The sequence below is a fragment of the Tsukamurella pulmonis genome (assembly GCF_900103175.1).
GTDB lineage: Bacteria > Actinomycetota > Actinomycetes > Mycobacteriales > Mycobacteriaceae > Tsukamurella > Tsukamurella pulmonis.
Genome location: NZ_FNLF01000002.1, coordinates 3934005 through 3954110 on the forward strand (window position 1 = coordinate 3934005; position 20106 = coordinate 3954110).

The 20106-nt window shown below is 71.2% G+C and carries 13 protein-coding genes and 1 riboswitch; of the genes, 4 read left to right on the forward strand and 9 right to left on the reverse strand.

From position 1 onward, the window contains the following. The 3 genes from BLQ62_RS19320 to BLQ62_RS19330 form a co-directional block, all read right to left on the reverse strand. On the reverse strand, positions 1-1977 hold the full coding sequence (locus BLQ62_RS19320) for an acetyl/propionyl/methylcrotonyl-CoA carboxylase subunit alpha (protein WP_082756244.1): 1977 nt from the start codon (positions 1975-1977) through the stop codon (positions 1-3). After that, the gene (locus tag BLQ62_RS19325; RefSeq protein ID WP_244499919.1) at positions 1977-3509 is read right to left on the reverse strand and encodes a carboxyl transferase domain-containing protein; all 1533 of its coding nucleotides are present in this window, start codon (positions 3507-3509) and stop codon (positions 1977-1979) included. The genes BLQ62_RS19320 and BLQ62_RS19325 overlap by 1 nt, the downstream gene beginning before the upstream one ends. A 273-nt stretch (positions 3510-3782) precedes the next feature. Next, positions 3783-4394 carry a TetR/AcrR family transcriptional regulator gene (locus BLQ62_RS19330; RefSeq protein WP_068528283.1) on the reverse strand — a complete coding sequence of 204 codons (612 nt, stop codon included), beginning with the start codon at positions 4392-4394 and terminating at the stop codon, positions 3783-3785. 60 nt (positions 4395-4454) lie between these two features. Further along, positions 4455-4630, forward strand: a riboswitch (M-box (ykoK) riboswitch). 270 nt (positions 4631-4900) lie between these two features. On the opposite strand from BLQ62_RS19330, the gene BLQ62_RS19335 reads away from it, so the two are divergent. From BLQ62_RS19335 to BLQ62_RS19350, 4 genes are all read left to right on the forward strand, one after another. Further along, the gene (locus BLQ62_RS19335; RefSeq protein WP_068564547.1) at positions 4901-5623 is read left to right on the forward strand and encodes an MgtC/SapB family protein; all 723 of its coding nucleotides are present in this window, start codon (positions 4901-4903) and stop codon (positions 5621-5623) included. Further along, positions 5620-7383: an ABC transporter permease gene (locus tag BLQ62_RS19340; RefSeq protein ID WP_082756243.1), complete on the forward strand. Its 1764-nt coding sequence runs from the start codon at positions 5620-5622 to the stop codon at positions 7381-7383. Before BLQ62_RS19335 ends, BLQ62_RS19340 begins: the two co-directional genes overlap by 4 nt. A 28-nt stretch (positions 7384-7411) precedes the next feature. Next, positions 7412-8719: an ABC transporter ATP-binding protein gene (locus tag BLQ62_RS19345; RefSeq protein ID WP_068564545.1), complete on the forward strand. Its 1308-nt coding sequence runs from the start codon at positions 7412-7414 to the stop codon at positions 8717-8719. A 196-nt stretch (positions 8720-8915) separates the two neighbouring features. Next, entirely contained in the window at positions 8916-9917 is a 1002-nt protein-coding gene (locus BLQ62_RS19350; protein WP_068528272.1) for a M23 family metallopeptidase, read from the forward strand. 113 nt (positions 9918-10030) lie between these two features. Here the strand turns inward: BLQ62_RS19350 and BLQ62_RS19355 are convergent, their stop codons facing one another. The 6 genes from BLQ62_RS19355 to BLQ62_RS19380 all read right to left on the reverse strand — a co-directional run bounded on the left by BLQ62_RS19355 (position 10031) and on the right by BLQ62_RS19380 (position 20092). Continuing rightward, positions 10031-10966 (reverse strand): hypothetical protein, encoded by a 936-nt coding sequence (locus BLQ62_RS19355; RefSeq protein ID WP_160126297.1) that lies wholly within the window; start codon positions 10964-10966, stop codon positions 10031-10033. 80 nt (positions 10967-11046) lie between these two features. After that, on the reverse strand, positions 11047-13473 hold the full coding sequence (gene pcrA / locus BLQ62_RS19360; protein ID WP_082756241.1) for a DNA helicase PcrA: 2427 nt from the start codon (positions 13471-13473) through the stop codon (positions 11047-11049). Between the two features lie 50 nt (positions 13474-13523). After that, positions 13524-14051 carry a hypothetical protein gene (locus tag BLQ62_RS19365; protein ID WP_068564539.1) on the reverse strand — a complete coding sequence of 176 codons (528 nt, stop codon included), beginning with the start codon at positions 14049-14051 and terminating at the stop codon, positions 13524-13526. Between the two features lie 131 nt (positions 14052-14182). Further along, entirely contained in the window at positions 14183-15979 is a 1797-nt protein-coding gene (locus BLQ62_RS23540; protein ID WP_139184257.1) for a hypothetical protein, read from the reverse strand. 262 nt (positions 15980-16241) lie between these two features. Continuing rightward, positions 16242-18062 (reverse strand): hypothetical protein, encoded by a 1821-nt coding sequence (locus tag BLQ62_RS23920; RefSeq protein ID WP_068564536.1) that lies wholly within the window; start codon positions 18060-18062, stop codon positions 16242-16244. Positions 18063-18268: 206 nt separating this feature from the next. Then, a complete protein-coding gene (locus BLQ62_RS19380; protein WP_068564534.1) occupies positions 18269-20092 on the reverse strand; it encodes a hypothetical protein in 1824 nt (607 codons plus the stop codon). Between the last annotated feature and the right edge of the window lie 14 nt (positions 20093-20106).

Below are 20106 nucleotides of genomic sequence, written 5' to 3' on the forward strand. Positions count from 1 at the left end.
TCAGCTCTCTTCCGTTTCCGTGGCCGTGACGCTCGCGAGCACCTGGGCCGCGGTCACCTTGTCTCCTGCGCGCACCGCGATCGACACCACACCGTCGTGCGGCGCGGCCAGCGGCTGCTCCATCTTCATCGCCTCGATGATCACCAGGGTCTCGCCCTTGGTCACCGTCTGGCCGTCCTCCACGGGCACCGCGACGACGGCTCCCGGCATGGGGCTCACGACGTCGCCGCCGTGCGCTCCGTCGCGATCCTTCGACGTGGACTTCGCGAGCCGCAGCTCGTAGGTGCCGTCCTCGCCACTGACCCAGTACGTTCCGCGATCCAGCGCGACCGTGACCGGCGTGGAGAAGCCGTCCACCACCAGCCGCTCCCCGACGATCCGCGCGGTCCCGGACCAATCCAGCCGGGGCTCCTCGCCCGTGCTTCGGACCGTCACCGCGTCGCCGAGAACCGTGGCGTCGACACCGTCGAACCGCACGAGCGTCGGCTGCGCTCCCCCGATGCGCCACCCGGTCTCGGTGCCCCACGGCCCCTCGCCGCGGGAAGCGGCGACCGCGCGGACCGCAGCGGCGGCGTATGCGCGCACCGTCGGCTCGGGGCGGGTGTAGGTGGGCGCCAGGCGATCGAGCAGTTCGGTGTCGAGCGTTCCGGCGACGACGTCGTCGTCGGCGAGGACGAACCGGCAGAAGTCGACGTTGGTGCGCAGGCCCGTGAGCTGGGTGCCGGCGAGGGCCTCGTCGAGCCGGCGCAGCGCCTGCTCGCGGTCGTCGGCGTGCACGATCACCTTGGCGAGCATGGGGTCGTAGTCGCTGCCGACCACGCTGCCGGTCTCGATGCCGGTGTCCACGCGGACGGGTCCGCGGCGGTCGCTGCGCGGGTAGCGCAGCGCGGTGACGGTGCCGCCGGTGGGCAGGAAGCCCGCGGCGGGGTCCTCGGCGTAGACGCGGGCCTCGACGGCGTGGCCGGTGAGCACGATGTCGTCCTGGGACAGCGAGAGCTCCTCGCCGTTGGCGACGCGGATCTGCTGCTCCACCAGGTCGACTCCGGTCACCAGCTCGGTGACGGGGTGCTCGACCTGCAGACGGGTGTTCATCTCCATGAAGAAGAACTGCTCGGGACGCTTGGCCGAGACGATGAACTCGACGGTGCCGACGCCGGTGTAGCCGACCGACCGCGCGGCATCGCAGGCGGCGCGGCCGATCTCGGCGCGCGTGGCCTCGTCGAGCAGGGCCGACGGGGCCTCCTCGATCACCTTCTGGTGGCGGCGCTGCAGCGAGCACTCGCGCTCGCCGAGGTGGATCACGTTGCCGTGCTTGTCCGCCAGTACCTGCACCTCGATGTGGCGCGGGGTATCGACGAAGTGTTCCATGAACAGCGTGTCGTCGCCGAAGGCGGCGGCCGCCTCGCGGCGCGCGGCGGCGACCGCGGCCGGCAGCTCCGCCGGGTTCTCCACCCGGTGCATGCCCTTGCCGCCGCCGCCCGCGCTGGGCTTGATCAGCACGGGGAAGCCGATGCCCTCGGCCGCATCGATGAGATCGGCGTCCGTGAGGCCGGGGCGGCTGATGCCGGGGACCACGGGCACGTCGCGCTCGATCACCGCGGCGCGCGCGGTGATCTTGTCGCCCATGGTCTCGATGGATTCAACGGGCGGGCCGAGGAATTCGATGCCGGCCTCCGACAGCGCCCGCGCGAAGGCGGCGTTCTCGGACAGGAAGCCGTAGCCGGGGTGCACCGCGTCGGCGCCGGTGGCGCGAGCCGCCTCGACGACCTTGTCGATGCGCAGGTAGCTCTCGGTGGCGGCCGCCGGGCCGAGGCGCACGGCCTCGTCGGCCAGCCGCACGTGCCGGGCGTCGGCGTCCGCGTCGGAGTACACCGCGACGCTGGCGATGCCCAGGGCGCGCAGGGTGTCGATGACGCGGCAAGCGATCTCGCCGCGGTTGGCGATCAGGACCTTCTCGATCTTGCTCATATCTCTCATCACATCCGGAAGACGCCGTAGGAGACCTCGGGCAGCGGCGTGCGGGACGCCGCCTCCAGTGCGAGGCCGAGGACGGTGCGGGTGTCGGCGGGGTCGATCACGCCGTCGTCCCAGAGCCGGGCCGTGGAGTAGTAGGCCTGCGACTGCCGCTCGAACTGGTCGCGCACGCCCTGCTTGAACTCCTCCATGCCCTCCTGCTCGCGGCGGACGGAGCCGAGGGTGTCGGCGGCCTGCGGGCCGCCCATCACGGAGATCCGCGCGTTGGGCCACATCCACAGGAACCGCGGCGAGTAGGCGCGGCCGCACATGGAGTAGTTGCCGGCGCCGAAGGAGCCGCCCACGATCACGGTGAACTTGGGGACGCGGGCGCACGCGACCGCGGTCACCATCTTGGCGCCGTGCTTGGCGATGCCGCCCTCCTCGTACTGGCGGCCCACCATGAACCCGGTGATGTTCTGCAGGAACAGCAGCGGGATCCGGCGCTTGTCGCACAGCTCGATGAAGTGGGCGCCCTTCTGCGCGGCCTCGGCGAAGAGGACGCCGTTGTTGCCGATGATGCCCACCGGGTGGCCGTGGATCCGCGCGAACGCGGTGACCAGGGTGGTGCCGAAGAGCTCCTTGAACTCGTCGAATTCGCCGCCGTCGGCGATGATCTCGATGACCTTGCGCACGTCGTAGCCGATCTTCGGATCGGTGGGCACCACGTCGTAGAGGTCGGTCTGCGGGCGGGCCGGGGGCAGCGCGGGGCGCACGTCCCACTGCACCTCGCCGACGGGGCCGAGGCGCCCGATGATCTGCCGGACCTTCTCCAGCGCCTCGTCGTCGGAATCGACGAGGTGGTCCGTCACGCCCGACTTGGTGGAGTGCATGAGGCCGCCACCGAGATCCTCGGCGGTCACGTCCTCGCCCGTCGCGGCCTTCACCAGGGGCGGGCCCGCGAGGAAGATGGTGCCCTGATCGCGGACGATGATCGTCTCGTCGCTCATGGCCGGCACGTACGCGCCGCCCGCGGTGGAGCTGCCGAGCACCGCGGCGATCTGCGGGATGCCGGCGGCGCTCATGTTGGCCTGGTTGTAGAAGATGCGGCCGAAGTGCTCCCGGTCGGGGAAGACCTCGTCCTGGTTGAGCAGCATCGCGCCGCCCGAGTCCACGAGGTAGACGCAGGGCAGCCGGTTCTGCATCGCGATCTCCTGCGCGCGCAGGTGCTTCTTGACGGTGATCGGGTAGTACGTGCCGCCCGAGACCGTCGCGTCGTTGGCGACGATCATCACCTGCCGACCGGAGACGGTGCCGATGCCGGCGACGGCGCCCGCCGACGGGGCCTTGCCGTCGTACATGTCCTCGGCGGCCAGGGGCGCCACCTCGAGGAAGGGGCTGCCCGTGTCCAGCAGCCTGCGGATCCGCTCGCGGACCATCAGCTTGCCGCGGCCCTCATGCCGGGCGCGCGCCCGCTCACCGCCGCCCTGCGCCACCCGGTCGAGCCGTGTGCGCAGGTCAGCGACGTTCTGCTCGTGTTCCTCGCGGAATGTCACACCCGCTCCTCGTGAGTTAGTCACCATTAACTGAAACGAGACTATGTGAGCCCGGCCACGCTGTCCAGTCTTACCCGGCGGTAGCTTCCGCGCTGGCGATTCGGGTGCGGAAGGCCGTTCGCACCCGTTCCGCCCGGACGCACCCGGCATGCGGGGTGCGACGGGGCGCCGAGGGTGCGGATGCGAGTCTGCACCCGTTCCGCCCGGTCCAGCCGCCGGACCACGACATGACGGCGTGCCACCGCGGCGCGCAACACGCCGAGGGCAGGCGTTCTAGACGCCGAGAGCGGCGAGGGCCTTGTCGCGCAGCAGGGCGCGCAGCCGCGGCTGCGGGAGCGCGGGCAGGCTCGGGGCGGCGTTGATCAGGCCGAAGACGGCGTGCACCACGGCCCGGTTGTCGACGGGGTCGCCGCCGAGCGCGGTGAGCGCATCCGTCCAGATCTCCACGTACTGGCGCTGCAGCCGGCGCACCCGCCGCGCCGACTCCGGCGCGAGCGACCAGAGATCGCGGTACTGCACGCGGATCAAGTCCGGCTCGGACGCCGCGAAGTCCACATGGAAGTCGACGAGGTCGTGCAGGGCCTGCCGCGGATCGTCGGCGCGCTCCTGGGCGACCCGGCGGCCACCGTCGTAGAGGTACTCCGAGATCTCCACCAGGAGGGCGGCGAGCACGTCCTGCTTACCCGAGAAGTGGCGGTACATCGCGGGACCCGAGACGCCGGCCGCGGCGCCGATGTCCTCGAGGCGCACTCCCGCGAAGCCGCGCTCGGCCATGAGTGCAGCCGCGGCGGCGAGCAGTTCGCGACGGCGTGCCGCCTTGGCGCGTTCGCGCGCGGTGCCGGCCTCCGCGTCCGTGCCGGCGCTCCCCCTCGTGGGTACCTCCATGGCGGGCCACACTACTCGGCTTGCCCCGCTTCGGAGCCCGTGTCATGCTTGTTGCCGTAAGGCGCCATTCGTTCGCTGAGGCTCCTTCGCGGAAACAGGCCAGCGACCCCGAACGTCGAGAGACGCCCCGGGTCAGGACAGGTGCATCCGGATTAAGGGTGCGCCCCGATTGGCTCCCGTACTGCGCGTACGGGTTCACGCCGCGAAGTGCTGAAGGTCTGACGTGGAGGGGCGTTGAAGTCTCACTTCCCTCCATCGGCGCGCGGCCGTCCCACCGGTGGAGGTGATGCAATGCCCGACGACAGTCATAGTCGCCCGCTCGGCGCTTCCGCATCACCGCAGGGAAAGCGCTGAGCCTCAACCCGTTCGGGTAACCCGCGTGCCCGCCGACGACGATCCGTCGGCCGTCGCGCGCTGCCCGTGAACAGCGCTCATCACACGCATCGCTCTCCGCCGTGACCCATCGTCGCGGCGCGCTCACGCGTGTCCCGACGAGGGAGAATCCCATGCACGTCACCGCGAACGTCACCCTGCTCGACATCGCCCTGCGCATCGCCGCGGGCGTCGGCTTCGGCACCCTGATCGGCCTCGAACGGCAGTACCGCGCCCGGATGGCGGGACTGCGCACCAACGCGCTGGTCTCCGTCGGCTCCGCCCTGTTCGTGGTGTTGTCCGCCTTCGGTTTCGAGGGCGGCGACCCCACCCGGGTCGCGGCGCAGATCGTCTCCGGCATCGGCTTCCTCGGCGGCGGCGTGATCCTGCGCGACGGCCTGACGGTCCGCGGCCTCAACACCGCCGCCACGCTGTGGTGCTCCGCCGCGGTCGGCGCCCTCGCCGGATCGGGCCTGTACGCCGCGGCGGCCCTCGGCACCGCCGTCGTCATCGCGGTGAACACCGCGCTGCGCTCCGTCGGACACGTCGTCGACAAGGCGCCCGACACCGGCAAGGAGGCCCCCAGCCGCTACGAGTTCGTCGCCGTCACCCGCGACGAGAACGAGGCGCACGTCCGGGTGATGCTCGTGCAGGCCTTGAGCCGCACCGTCTTCCACCTGCAGTCGATCAGCAGCAGCAACGCCGACGGGGGCCTCGTCGAGGTCCGCGCGACGTTGGCGGCGGACGGGCGCGACGACCGTGCGCTCGAGTCGGCCATCAGCCAACTGAGCATGGAGCCGTCGGTGACCGCGGTGCGCTGGAACGTGCTGAGCGAGCGCGAGGAGGCGGACCTGTGAGCACCACCTCCACCGCACCGCTCGCGGCCCGCGGGAGGGCCGGCCGGCGCGAGCGCGGCGCCGGGATCGCCGCCGACGTGCTCGTCGTCCTCGGCGCCGCCGCCCTGATCTGGCTGACGATCCGCGTCGGGCAGGGCATGGGCGCGCCGATGGACCTGGCGCACAGCACCGCCCGCGTCGACACCGACCCGTCGAACCTGCCCTACTACGCGCTGCGATCCCTGCTGCGCATGTTCCTCGCGCTCGCGGCGTCGCTGGTGTTCACCTTCGCCTACGCGGTGCTCGCCGCGCGCAGCCGGCGCGCCCGGGCGGTGCTCCTGCCGCTGCTCGACGTCCTGCAGTCGGTGCCGATCCTCGGCTTCCTGTCCGTGACCGTGACGCTGTTCATCGCCCTGTTCCCCGGATCCACCCTCGGCCTCGAGTGCGCCGCGATCTTCGCGATCTTCACCTCGCAGGCCTGGAACATGACCTTCGCCTTCTACCAGAGCCTGATCAGCCAGCCGCGTGACCTGGGCGAGGCCGCACAGGACCTGGGACTCTCACGCTGGCAGTGCTTCTGGCGCCTCGACGTGCCGAGCGGGATGATCCCGCTGGTCTGGAACGCGATGATGAGTTTCGGCGGCGGCTGGTTCTTCCTCACGGCCTCCGAGGCGGTGTCGGTGGCGGGCCGCGAGTACGCACTCCCCGGGATCGGCGCGTACGTCGCGTCGGCCTCCGCCGACGGTGACCTCGGCCGCGTCGGGTGGGCGATCCTCGCGATGATCGTCGTGATCGTGGGCGTGAACCTGCTGTTCTGGAGCCCGCTCACGGCCTGGGCCGAGCGCTTCCGGCTGGAGGACTCGGCGACCGGGCGCGAGCCGCGTTCGACGGTGCTGACCCTGCTGCGCCGCTCGCACATCGGCGCCGCGGCCGGGCGCGTACTCGCGCCCGTGGTCACCGTCGGCGACCGGGTCTTCGGGACGCTCGGCGGGCGGACGGGGACCGGCACCGTCGGCACACCCGCCCGCCGACGCCTGGGCGACCTGCTCTTCGCCGCGGTGGTCCTCGCGGTCCTGGGCTACGGCCTCTACCGCTGCGGCGAGGTGATCGCGCGCGACGCGGGGCTCGGCGAGGTCGGCCACGTCCTGCTGCTGGGCCTGGCGACGATGGCGCGGGTCGCCGTGGTGATGCTGGTGGCGACCGTCGTGTGGGTGCCGATCGGCGTGATCATCGGGCTCAACCCCGCGCTGAGCCGCGCGCTGCAGCCGCTCATCCAGGTCTGCGCGAGCTTTCCGGCGAACTTCCTGTTCCCCCTCGTCACGGCCGTCTTCGTCGCGGGGAACATCCCGCTCGACGTCGGCGGCGTCGTGCTCATGGCGCTGGGCACGCAGTGGTACATCCTGTTCAACGTGATCGCCGCGGCCAGCGCGATCCCCGGCGATCTGCTCGAGGCCGCGGCCGACATGCGGCTCCCGCGCCTGATGACGTGGCGCCACGTCCTGCTCCCGGGCGTCTTCGCGGGGTACGTCACGGGCGGCATCACCGCCGCCGGCGGCGCATGGAACGCCTCGATCGTGGCCGAGGTCGTCTCCTACGACGGGCAGGAGTACCACGCCTACGGCCTCGGCGACTACATCGCGCGGGCCACCGCCGCCACCGGCGTCGAGCACACCGCGCACCTGCTGCTGGGCATCGTCGTGATGTGCCTGTTCGTGGTGGGCACCAACGCCGCCCTGTGGCGCCGCCTCTACCGACTGGCCGAGCGCCGCTACTCCCTCTGAGCCACACCTCTATATAAGGAGCACTCCCATGACCACGATCACCCGCCCCGGCGACCGCCCACTGATCCACCTCGAGGGCCTGACCAAGAGCTTCGAGGGCGCCACCGGAGAGACCCTCACCGTGCTCGACGACATCGACCTGAGCATCGCGCCGGGCGAGATCGTCGCGCTGCTCGGCCGCTCCGGCTCGGGCAAGTCGACGCTGCTGCGGATCATCGCGGGGCTCATCCCCGCCACGTCCGGCACCGTCGAGGCCGACGGCGCCGCCCTCACCGGCCCCAATCCGGGGACGGCGATGATCTTCCAGTCCTTCGCGCTCATGCCCTGGCTGACGGTGCAGGGCAACGTCGAGCTGGGGCTGCTCGCGCGGAACGTGTCCGCCGAGCACCGGCGCACCCGGGCGCGGGCGGCGATCGACACGATCGGCCTCGACGGCTTCGAGTCGGCGTATCCGCGCGAGCTGTCCGGCGGGATGCGCCAGCGCGTCGGCTTCGCGCGGGCGCTCGTGCTCGAGCCCGACCTGCTGCTGATGGACGAGCCCTTCTCCGCGCTCGACGTGCTCACCGCCGAGAACCTGCGCGGCGAGCTCGCCGAGCTGTGGGGCCAGGACGACTTCCCGACGCGCAGCGTCTGCATCGTCACGCACAACATCGAGGAGGCGGTGCTGCTCGCCGACCGCGTCGTGGTGCTCGGCTCCAAGCCGGGCCGGATCGTGCACGAGACGTCGATCCCCCTCGCCAGGCCGCGCGACCGCACCGCGCCGGAGTTCGAGGCCATCGTCGACGAGCTGTACGGGGCGCTGACGGGGCGCACCGTCGAGATCGAGCACGCCCCCGACCCGGGCGACGCGACGCCCGTGAGCCGGCCGCTGCCCGATGCGGGGGTCGGCGGGCTCGCCGGGCTGGTCGAACTGGTGCACGCGCACGAGGGCCGTGCCGATCTGCCCGACCTCGCGGCCGAGCTGACCTTCGAGATCGACGACATCCTGCCGCTGGTCGACGCGGCCGCGATGCTGGGCTTCGTCGAGGTCGACGGCAACACCATCGTCGTCACCGAGGTGGGGCGCCGATTCGTGACGGTGCCGCTCACCGAGGCGAAGGAGGTCTTCGCCCGGCAGGCGGCGACCCGCGCGCCGCTGGTGCGCACCGTCCTGCGCACGCTGCGGGCGGCCAAGGACGGCACCGCCCGGCTCGGCTTCTTCGTCGACCTGCTGCGGCGGGGCTTCGGGCCGGAGGACGCGGAGCGCCAGATGCGGCTGGCGATCGACTGGGGCCGGTACGCCGAGCTCTACGATTACGACGCCGACGACGAGCGGATCCGCCTCCACCGGGAATGACACCATCGTCATTCGACCCTTTGTGATCGCATTGTGACCAACAGCACAATCGGCCGAACCGCCCCCCGAGAGGTTGTCTCGTCGCAATCATTTCGTTATCGTCGACGGGACGCGGATCACGAAGCGGTCACGATGAGGACATCGTCGGATCACCACGTGGTCCGAAGTGCGGTTTTACGGTTGGAGTAGGCGAGATATGACACGGAGTCGCGAGAACCACGTGCGCTGGCAAGGCGGCACGCAGGTCCTCGATGATGAGTCGATCACCGCGATCATCCCGCTGGATGAGCTCGAGAGCCGACTGGAAGCCGCCTACAGCGACACCTGGACCGATGCGCCGGACGACACCGGCCTGGTCTACCGCCCCTCCAGCTCCGAGGTCACGCAGGACCTCATGATCCCCGAGGTGCTGTTCACCGGGGACACCGAGATCGAGACGCAGGAGCCGCTCGAGGAGACCGCACTCCTCGACGCGCCCGAGGTCGCTCCCGAGCTCCTCCCCGCGCCCGTCCGCAAGGGCGGCAAGCACCGCGTTCCCGCTGCGCCGCACTCGCTCAAGGGTCGCGCCGCCCTGCTCGCCCTCGCCGCGGGCGCCACCGTCGCCGGTGCCGCTGTGGCCGGCTCCACCGGCAACGAGGGCCCGTCGACCTCGCAGCAGCCGATCGTCCCGCCCGCCGGCCCCGAGGCCAACGCCGCTCGTCAGGCGCCGCTGCCCGCCGCGCAGGACACCGAGCAGTTCGCGGCCGGCCTCGCCGGTGGCAAGGCCCGCAAGGACGCCGACGACAAGCGCATCATCGACTCGATGCGCCCGAAGGTGACCGCCCCCGTCAACGGCGCCACCCTCACCTCCAACTTCGGCACCCGCTGGGGCGCCATGCACGGCGGCCTCGACCTGGCCGCCCCGCTCGGCACCCCGCTGTTCGCGGCCGCCGACGGCGTGGTCACCGACGCCGGCCCCGCCTCGGGCTTCGGCATCTGGATCAAGATCCGCCTCTCCGACGGCACCGTGCTGGTCTACGGCCACATGTACAACGTGAACGTCCAGGCCGGTCAGACCGTCAAGGCGGGCGACCTCATCAGCTGGGTCGGCAACAACGGCTACTCCACCGGCCCGCACCTGCACTTCGAGGTGCACGGCGTCGGCGGCGCGAAGCTGGACCCGCAGGCCTGGCTGGCCGAGCGCGGCATCCGCGTCTAAGCACCCGAACTCCACGAAAGGCGCCCCGGATCACCGGGGCGCCTTTCGCATGTTCAGGGGGCTTTCGCCCGTTCAGGCCCCTGCGTGCCCGGGCCTCGCGGGCCTGGTGGCGGCTAATCCCGTTCGACGCCCGCGCCGCGCACGGCCGGACGGGGTGCGATCACGCCATCGGCGCCGCGTGACCACGACACGACGACCGCGAGCAGCAGGCCGATGCCGCCGAACATCGATAACGTGCTGAGATTGTCGAGACTGTCGTTCAGCCCATCGATGCCGGGGAAGCCATCGGCTGCGGTGAACCTCATGCTGTACCCCTCCGCCGCGATCCGGTGCGCATCCGACGCGAGCTCACCGACGATCGTCGCCGTCGCCGACGCGCTGAGCAGGCCAGCGTAGTACCTCTGGTTCTCCGCGTACGGGCCCGAGCAGTGCGCCAGGAAATACGTCGTCGCGACCGCAAGGATCGCGATCAGAACGGCGGCCAGCACACAGTCCGCCACGTCCGGCATGTTACTGGCCGTGTACGCCCCGCCCGACGGGATCTGCAGGGTGAACTGCCCGTCGTCCGTTCTCGTTCCGAAGGTGTTCAGTGCACGCACTTCCGCAGTGACCACCGCGAGAACGCCCCATGCGAGAGCCGTTCCCACAGCGACCGGAAGGATCGCGGATCGCCAGCCCCGCTGCCCGCCCCGGCGATCTCGTCCTCGCACCACCGGGAGAACGAGGGCGGTGACGGCCCCCGCGGTGAGCCCGACCCCCAATGTCGATGCCGAGGCCCCGGAGTAGCCGAAGCCGAATCGTCCGACCAGTTCCGCGAGCATCGCGCCGGCGAGTACCGCCAGAACGCCCCACCGCGCGGCTCGCGTGATCTTGATCCGCGACGGATTCCCGAACGCGATGAGCCGTGCCGGCAGTACGAAGGCGCACCCCAGAACGAGCACGCAGACGAGCGGCACCACCATCGCCGTCACGCCGACCAGTACATCCGACATCCGTCCCCCGTCCGTCGCCGTCACCTGATAGTGACACCGGGACAGTGCAATCGACACCAAACCGACGGAACCGGATCAAAGTCGGACCAGGGTTACGGCGGCTGGTGCCGCGCGCCGCGGGGCGATCGGGGTGCGGGCTAGAGCTTCTCCATCGGCAGGCCGCCGAAGGTCATCAGGGTGACGGTGCCCGACGAGCCGAAGTCGAAGGTGGCGCGCTCCATCGGGCCCGCGCCGGTGATCGCGGTGACGGTGCCGAGGCCGAACGAGTCGTGCGAGACCCGGTCACCGACGGCGAGCGTCAGCTTGTTCGCCCGGCGCGAGGGCTTGGGCGCCCGCTTGGGGGTCCAGCCACCGTCGGAGCCCGAGGACCGGTCCCGACCGCCGTAGCCGCCGCCCCCGCCCCACGACGGGCGGTCCTGGCCGAAGACGCCGCGGGAGCCGCCGCCGAACTGGCTGCGCTTCGGCTCCAGGCGGCGCCAGTCGATGAGGTGCTGCGGGATCTCCGCCAGGAACCGCGACTCGGGGTTCTGCATCGGATCGCCCCACGTCGCGCGGATCATCGCGCGGGAGAGGTAGAGGCGCTCGCGGGCGCGGGTGATGCCCACGTAGGCGAGGCGCCGCTCCTCGGCGAGCTCGGACTCGTCGCCCAGGGCGCGCATGTGCGGGAACTGCCCGTCCTCCCAGCCGGTCACGAAGACCACGGGGAACTCCAGGCCCTTGGCGGTGTGCAGGGTCATCATCGTGACCACGCCCGCCTCGCTGTCGGGCACCTGGTCGGCGTCCGCCACCAGCGAGACCCGCTCCAGGAAGGCGGCCAGGGAGCCGGGCTCGGGCGCACCTTCCTCGACGACGACGTCCGTGAAGTCCTGCGCGGAGAACTCCCGCGCGACGCTGATCAACTCCTCGATGTTCTCGAGGCGCGCGCCGTCCTGCGGGTCCGACGAGCCCTCCAACTCGGCCCGGTACCCCGTCTTCTCGACGACGGCCTCGAGCAGGTCACCGAGGTCCTGGTCCTCGTCCGCGGCGATGCGGCGCAGATCGGCCATGAGTCCCGCGAACGCGGCGATCGCGTTGCGCGAGCGCGGGTTCAGCATCGCGACGGTGCCGTCGACCGCGTCCTCGATAGCGGTGCTGAACGTGCCACCACGGTTCTCGGCGTGCACCGTCAGGCAGGCCTGGGCGCGATCACCGATGCCACGGCGCGGGGTGTTGATGATGCGCTGCAGGCTGACGGTGTCGTTCGGATTGTCGATGGCGCGCAGGTACGCGACGAGGTCGCGGACCTCCTTGCGCTCGTAGAAGCGGACGCCGCCGACCACCTTGTAGGGCACGCCGTGGCGGATGAAGACCTCTTCGAGCACGCGCGCGGCGGTGTTGGTGCGGTAGAAGACCGCGACGTCGCTGTACTTGACGCCCCGGTCCGCCAGCGCGTCGATCTCCGAGACCACGAAGCTCGCCTCGTCGTGCTCATTGTCGGCGACGTAGCCGGTGATGAGGTCACCGTCGCCCTGGTCGGTCCAGAGTTTCTTCTCGCGGCGGCCGGCGTTGCGGGAGATGACCGCGTTGGCCGCCGAGAGGATGGTCTGGGTGGAGCGGTAGTTCTGCTCCAGCAGGATGGTCTCCGCGTTCGGGAAGTCCCGCTCGAACTCCTCGATGTTGCGGATCGTGGCGCCGCGGAAGGCGTAGATGGACTGGTCCGCGTCGCCCACCACGCACAGCTCGCTGGGCTCGACGCCGTCCGCGTCGGTCTCCAGGCCCACCAGCTCACGCACCAGCACGTACTGCGCGTGGTTGGTGTCCTGGTACTCGTCGACCATCACGTGCCGGAAGCGGCGCCGGTAGTACTGCGCGACGTTGGGGTGCGACTGCAGCAGCGCCACCGTCTCCCCGATGAGGTCGTCGAAGTCGAAGGCGTTCGCCCCGCGCAGGCGAGCCTGGTAGGTGCCGTACACCTCGGCGACGGTGACCGCGAACGGCTCCCCCGTCTTCGCCGCGTCGGCCGAGGCCTGCTCCGGATCGATCAGCTCGTTCTTGAGGTTGCTGATGTGGGTGGCGAGTGCCCGCGGCGCGAACTTCTTCGCGTCCAGCCCCATCTCCTTGACGATCATGGTGAGCAGCCGGCGCGAATCGTCCGCGTCGTAGATGGAGAAGTTGGAGTTCATGCCCGGCAGCAGGCCGGCCTGGGCGCGGAGGATGCGCACGCAGGTGGAGTGGAACGTGGAGACCCACATGATCTTCGCGCGGGGGCCGATGAGGGCCGCGACGCGCTCGCGCATCTCGGCGGCGGCCTTGTTGGTGAAGGTGATCGCGAGGATCTGGCCGGGGTGCGTGTTGCGGGCGGCCAGCAGGTAGGCGATGCGCCGGGTGAGCACCGCCGTCTTGCCCGAGCCCGCACCCGCGACGATGAGGAGCGGCGAGCCCTCGTGCAGCACCGCGGCGCGCTGCTGCGGGTTCAGCCCGTCGAGCAGTTCCTGGCCACGTTCCTGCCTCTCCACCTGCGCTTTCTCGCGGGAGAAGGGCTGGCGCTGGCGGAGTCCGGACTGCTGCGGTGCTGGGTTACTCATCTCCCGTCCAGCCTAGCCGGGACGGCTGACAGGTTTCCGCCACCCGGCGATCACCACGTGGGGAGGTCGTACCGCCACGAGACACCCGAGTCCAGACCACGGATCAGGATCGTCGCCGGCCGCTTGACCCCGTCGGCCGCGCGAGGAAGCGCGACCCGTGCGGACGTCTGAACGGACTGCCCCTTCTTCAGTCGGACCGGTCCGTCGATCATCGAGTCCGGAAGCCCTGCCCTCGATATCTCGTCGCCCGCGCCGAAGGTCCGTCCGTCGATCTCGATCGCGAGCGACTTCTGATCGAAGTCGAAGGCGGCGAGCGATACGCCTTCGATCGTCAGATCAACGATGACGCACAGGTGAGTGCCTTCGTTGTTGCACGGTTCCATAGAGGCGTACCCGGTCTGCGTGACGTTCGCGGCGGAGCGCCCCCGGAGCGCCCGCAATGTCTGGCCGCTGACGCCGTCGGCTGCATAGGTCTTGCCGACGAACAGGTAGACACCCTTGGGCGCGCCGTACAGCGCATTCGTGAGCAGCCCATTGGCCAGCGCGATGACCGCACATCCGAGCAGCGTGACCAGCACTCGACCAGTGACACCCAATCCACCCTTCACTATTGGAAAATACCAGGGGAGTGCGCCCGACGGGGCTCCTCGCACCCGCAACGACCGAGCGCACCCGGCGTGCCGGGTGCGCTCGGGTGGAACGGGTGCGGTCAGGCCGCGGCGGCCGCATCCACGGAGGAATCCGACGAATCCGCGGACTCCGACGTCGAGCCGCTCGACGAGGAATCCGTGGAACCCTCCTCGACCGGGACCTCAGCAGCCGGGGACTCGGCAGCCGGGGTCTCCGCCGCGGGCGCCTCCGCCTCGGACGACTCCGGCGTCTCGACGACAGGGGTCCCGGCGTCGGGCGCTTCGGCGACCGGGGTCCCGACGGTCGGCTCCTCGGCCGGAGCACTCGACTCCGGCGCACCGGTGGCGGGAGACTCCGAGGCCTCAGCGGGCACCGTCGGCGACGAGGACTCCGCCGTTCCGCCCGACGTTCCCGAGGCGTCGTCGGCGTCGTGGGCGGCCGGGGCGGCGGTCTTCGCCGGCGCATCCGCGAGCGTCGTGGCGGTCACGGTCTCGGCGGTCTTGCCGAGCAGGCCGTCGACGAAGCCGGTCCCGACACCGAGCAGGCCCGGCAGCAGACCGATGGTGAACGGGTTGTCCGAGAACAGCGCGTTGTTGCCCTCGGTCAGCGTGGCACCGAGGCCCGCCACCGCGGCGTTGATCGCCGCGACCGGATCGCCGGTCGCGAGCGCCTTCACCACGTTCTCGACGCCGGCGAGCGCGGCCGACGGCACCATCCGCGTCGCGTTGTAGAGCCCGAGCGTCAGGTACAGCAGCGGCTCCGCGGCACCGTCGAGGCCCTTGCCGAGCGGGCCGAGGAACGGGTTGATCAGGTCACCGGTCTGGAGCACGGCGCCGCCGAGCTCCAGCAGCGGCGCGGCGAGGATGCCGTGGATGACCTCGTAGGACTGCGACCACTCCCCACTCGGCACTCCGGTGAGCAGGGTGCTGAAGATCCGCTGCAGGCCGTCCGGGCCGGCGAGGTTGGTGGCGATCCGGGTGAGCGTGTCGGTCCAGATCCCGCCGATCGCCCCGAAGTCCGGCAGCGCCGTCGGCGAGGCGGCGAGTGTCGACGCCGAGGCGGGCGCGAAGGTGACCTTGTTCCCCGTGGGCAGGGTGAACGGGCCGGCGTTCGCCCACTCGGAACCGGCGATGCCGCCGATGATCGTCGGGATCAGGTTGACCAGGCTGGGGATCGCTCCGAAATCGCCGAACAGGGCGCCGATCGCCTTCTCGTTCACGGCGGAGGCCGTGCCGAACAGCGACGTCAGGGCCGCGGCGGGGCCGCTGGTGCTGAGCGCCTTGAGTGCGGCGGTGACGCCGTCGGCCAGGAGGGCCGGCACCTCGATGCCCGCCTGGAGCGGTCCGAGGGCGAGGCCGAGCAACGGGCCCAGCGCGGCGGTCAGGCCGTCCCCGATCGGGCCGAGCTGGCCGCCGATCGCGTCCATCACCGGGAGCAGGCTGATCGCGGGCGTGAGGACCGCGCCGGTGATGGTCGTGGCGAAGGTGGTCCACGCTTCGCCCACCTTCCCCGCGGCGAGGTCGGCCTGGATCTTCTCGAGGTTCACCAGCAGGTTGTCCTCGAGGTAACCGAAGAAGGCCTCGCCCGCGTCGCCCGCCGCCCCCGCGATCGTGCCGGCGGTGGCGAACTGGTCCTGCACCAGCTTCGTCAGGCCGGTGACCGGATCGGTGACGAACTTCAGGCCCATCGTCGTGGCCCAGTTCGCGATGGCGCCGGCCGCGTCGCCGATGTCGGTGACGATCGGCGGGAGCGACGGTGCCGTCACCGCGCCCATCGACGTGGCGACGGGGGCGACGGCGACGGCCGCCGCCGCGGCCATGGCGACGGCGGGTGCGGCGTAACGACGGTGGGAGGACCGAGGATCTGCTGCGAGCATGGAGGAACACCCTTCAACTGGAGTGAGCCGGATCACACGACGAACCGGACGAACGGAACATACGCCCACGCCGTGGATATTCGGGCCGCTTTGAAGGAAGCTTTGCGACACCACACGTCAATCTGTCTCAATGCGGTCTGCACGTTTCTGAATGGAGCAGGTCACGGGCCTTTTCGGGGCCGGAGTGGAGAACAGCTCCCCAGCGGGCCGCGCGGCCGGTAGTTCCACGCGGACTCCACTGGGGAGCTGTTCGGGATCGACGTCAGGCGTCGATGGACTCCCCCGTGCCGGAGGCGTCGTCGGACTCGCCGGCCTCGACGGTGCCGCCCTCCTCCGCCCCGCCGGTGGCCGGGGCCTCGACGGTCTCCGCCGGGGTCTCGGCGGCCTCCGCCGGGGTCTCAACGGCCTCCGCCGGGGTCTCGGCGGTCGGCTCCGCAGGCACCGGCGGCTCAGGCGTCGTGGCCTCCGGAGTGGTGGCCTCGGGAGTGGTGGCCTCGGGCGTGGTCGGCGCGACCGGGTCCGCGGGCGCGGACGGCACGGCCGGATCGACGGACTCGGACGGCACCGTCGGGGCCGAGACCTCGACGGCCCCCGTCGCCGGCGTCGCGACCGCCGGTGCGCCGGCCGCCGGCGCTACGACGGTCACCTCGGCGGACTTCGCGACGCTCGCAGCCTCGGCAGGTGCGGCGGGTGCGGCGGGCTTGAAGGCGTCGAGGATGTTCTTGCCGATGTTCGCCAACCCCGGGAAGACGGCGTTGTCGAACGGATTGTCCTTGGCGACGAAGAGGCGGTCGTTGAGGAAGGTGGTCAACGCGCCGATGTCGGCCGTGAGCCCGGTGAGGGCCTTGGCCGGGTCGCCGGAGAGCAGCGCGGTCACCAGGTTCTGGCCGATCGCCACCACCTTGCCCGGGGTGTCGAAGAGCACCGCCAGCGCGGAGTTGCCGAGGCCGATGAAGTCCGCCTGGGAGTTCGTGAGACCGGTCCCGATCGGGCCGAGGTACGGGTTGATGAGATCGGTGATGGGCAGGACGCCGCCCAGCAGGACGATGATCGACAGTGCCTTGGCCTTGTCGGTGACGTCGCCGATCGCGCCGGCGGGATCCCCCTTGGCGAGCTTGGCGAGCGCGTCGGCGATCGTGCCCGCGACGCCGGGCGTCCACTGGTCGCCCTTCCAGGACGCGACGAACATCTCGTAGCCGGCCTTCCACGCCTCGAAGAGGGCGTCGAAGGCGGGCATCCCGACGGGTGCGGCGGCGACGGCGGCGCGCGCGGCGAAGGCGTCGGCCTGCGCGGAGGCGGGCAGCTTCGGCAGCATCTCGCCGAGCACCGCGGAGCCGGCCTTGACCAGATTGGGGATGAGCCCCGTCGACGCGTTGGAGAGGTTGGCCTCGAGGAACTTGCCGATGCCCGCGACGCCGCTCGCGACCGCGGCGCCGATCTTGGTGACGTCGCCGGTCAAGACCGACTTGACGATGGCCTCCCCCGCGGCGAGCACCTCGTAGGGCAGGCGCGTGGCCAGCGCGAGAGCGGACTGGCCGATCGGGATCAGGTGCGGGAAGGCGGCGTCGAGCCCCTTGCCGAGGGCGCCGAGCTTGGGATTGAACTCGCCCGCGACGGGGAAGAGCACGGCCATCATGGCGATCATCGTGGTGGTCTCGACGAGGCCGCCGATCGGCCGGTACGCGCCCGCGATGCTGCCCTTGCTCAGCGCCTCGAAGGCCTGCTCGAAGGACTTCTGCACGCCGCCGCCGTACTCGCCCGCGAGGCTGGCCTGCACCTGCTGGAACGCCTCCCGCAGGGTGTCGGCGACGAAGGTGACATCTCCCCAGCCCCAGGTCGGCGCGGTGGCCGCAGCCGTGGCCACGGGCCCGGCGGCCCGGGGCAGGAAGTCGGCGACGGAGCCGGCGACCTGCGCCTGCAGGCTCACCAGCTTCGCCGGGTTGACGAGGACGGTGGACGCGGGCGCGGTGACGGCCCCGACGGAGGCGGTCACCGGGGCGACGGCGATCGCGGCCGCGGTGACCAGGGCGAGGGAGGCGCCGGCGTAGCGGCGCGAGACGGGACGACGGACAGCGGCATGCATGGAGGCAGGCACCCTTCGCTTGAGTGATACCGATCACAGGAGTTCGGACCAGGGCACCATACAACCCACACCGTGGATTTACGTCCGATTCCATGGAAACCTTGAGACATTGAACGTTGCTGTGTCGCAGAAATTAATCCACGCTGCGGGTAAACAGCAGGTCAGACGCTGCCGCAGGTCAGGAGCACACCGTCGGGGATGGAGCGTCAGCGCGCCGCCGTCGCGGGCACCAGCAGCCCGACGGGACCGCTGCCGACGCACGCGACGAGGCCCGGCGTTTCCGCGCGCGCGATGAGCCCGTCGCCCGTGCCCGTCACCCGCGCGTAGACGGTGTGCGCGCCCTTGCGCACCGGCACCCGCACGGGCGTCGCGCCGCGCTGCTGCGCCAGGGTCAGCTCGCCGTCCTCGGAGGCCAGGTAGTTCAGTTCCACGACCCAGTCCCAGAACGCGAGCGGGCCCTCGTACGCGAGGACGGCCGGCGCACCGTCGTCGACCCGGGTCCCGCACGGGAACGGCCCGAGCGGCAGGCTGCGCACGCGCGTCACCGTGCCGGGCTGGAAGCGCCCGGACCGGTCCGCCACCGTGGCCTCCCCCGCGTACTCGGCGAAGCGCGGGTACGCCGGCTGTGTGGCGAGGATCCGGGAGAGCCGGTTGTTGGGGCCGGACAGCCTGCTCAGGACGCCGAGGTCGACCTCCTGGTCGATCATCTCGCGATCCGCGTACTGCGCCGCCCCGGCGCGCAGATTCTGCAGGTAGGGACCGGTCGGATTGTCGTGCCAGACCGGGGCGAAGCGGACGGCCGAGACGCTGCCACTGACCGCGAAGGCGATCACCACGGCGATCCGCAGCCGCCGGTCGCTCACGAAACCGGCCGTCTTTCGAGTCAGGTTCCCCCGGAGGCCGTCGCGGGCTCGAAAACGCCCGGTTTCGGTCCGTAGGACCAGGGCACCGGCCAGCGTGAGCACCCAGGCGAAGTCGGCGAAGTAGCGCAGCGACAGCGGCAGCAGCGGCGAGGTGAATTCGGAGCTGCGCAGGAAGAACACCGTCGACGAGGCGCCGAGGAAGTACACGCCCGCCGCGCCCCAGGCGGCGACGCCCCGCGGCGCGAGCCGCCCCGTGACGGCGAGGATGGCCGCGACCGCGAGCAGCCCGACGACGGTCAGCGCCACCGCGGTGACCACCAGCGGCGGCCCCGGATTGGTGCGGGTCCAGGTCCACGGCCCACCGAGGGCGGCGGGCGCGAGCACCGCGTTCAGCGACCGCCCGAGCACTTTCGCCGTGAAGTCGACGGTGTGTGTACCCGGCCGCGACGCCGTCACCGTCAGCCACAGCACGATCCATCCGGCGACGATCACCGCGAACGCGAGCCAGAGCGCGCGCCCGCGACGCAGCACCGTCCGCACCGGGCGCCCATGCCCCCGCAGGTACGGCAGCAGGCACGCCGTCGCGAGCGCGACGAACGGGATGACCAGCGCCTTCTCGAAGAACAGCAGCGTCCCCAGCAGCGCGAGCACCGCGTACACCCCGGACCGACGGTGTCCGCGCAGGTAGCGCACCGTCTCCGCGATCACCACCGCCAGGCCGATCTGCAGCGGCAGCGCGTTCAACCCCGAGGCCCACCACGCCATCGCCGTCAGCGTGAGCGGACTGAACAGGAAGAACACGAAGGGCACCAGCACGACCGGGCGGCGCCCGGCGATCACCACGAGCGCGCGCAGGGTCGCCAGGGAGGCCAGGGCCTGCAGCACGAGCAGCGAGGCGGCCGCGGCGGGCCAGCTCAGCGGCGCGACCTTGGTGATCGCGGCCGCGGTGAACAGCGTGCCCGGCATGAAGTGGCCGTCGTAGTCGACGAACCATGCGCCGAGATCCGTGAGCGGTCGCGACGCTCGGCCGATGAAGGCGACGTCGTCCCAGTAGAAGTTCCCGCGGGCCAGCACGAAGCCGCGCACGACGAGCTGCCCGACGATGAGCACTGCCGCACCGATCCACAGCAGGCGCTGCGGAGCGGGGAGCCGGGACGGACGGAGCACGGTGCTCGATAGTA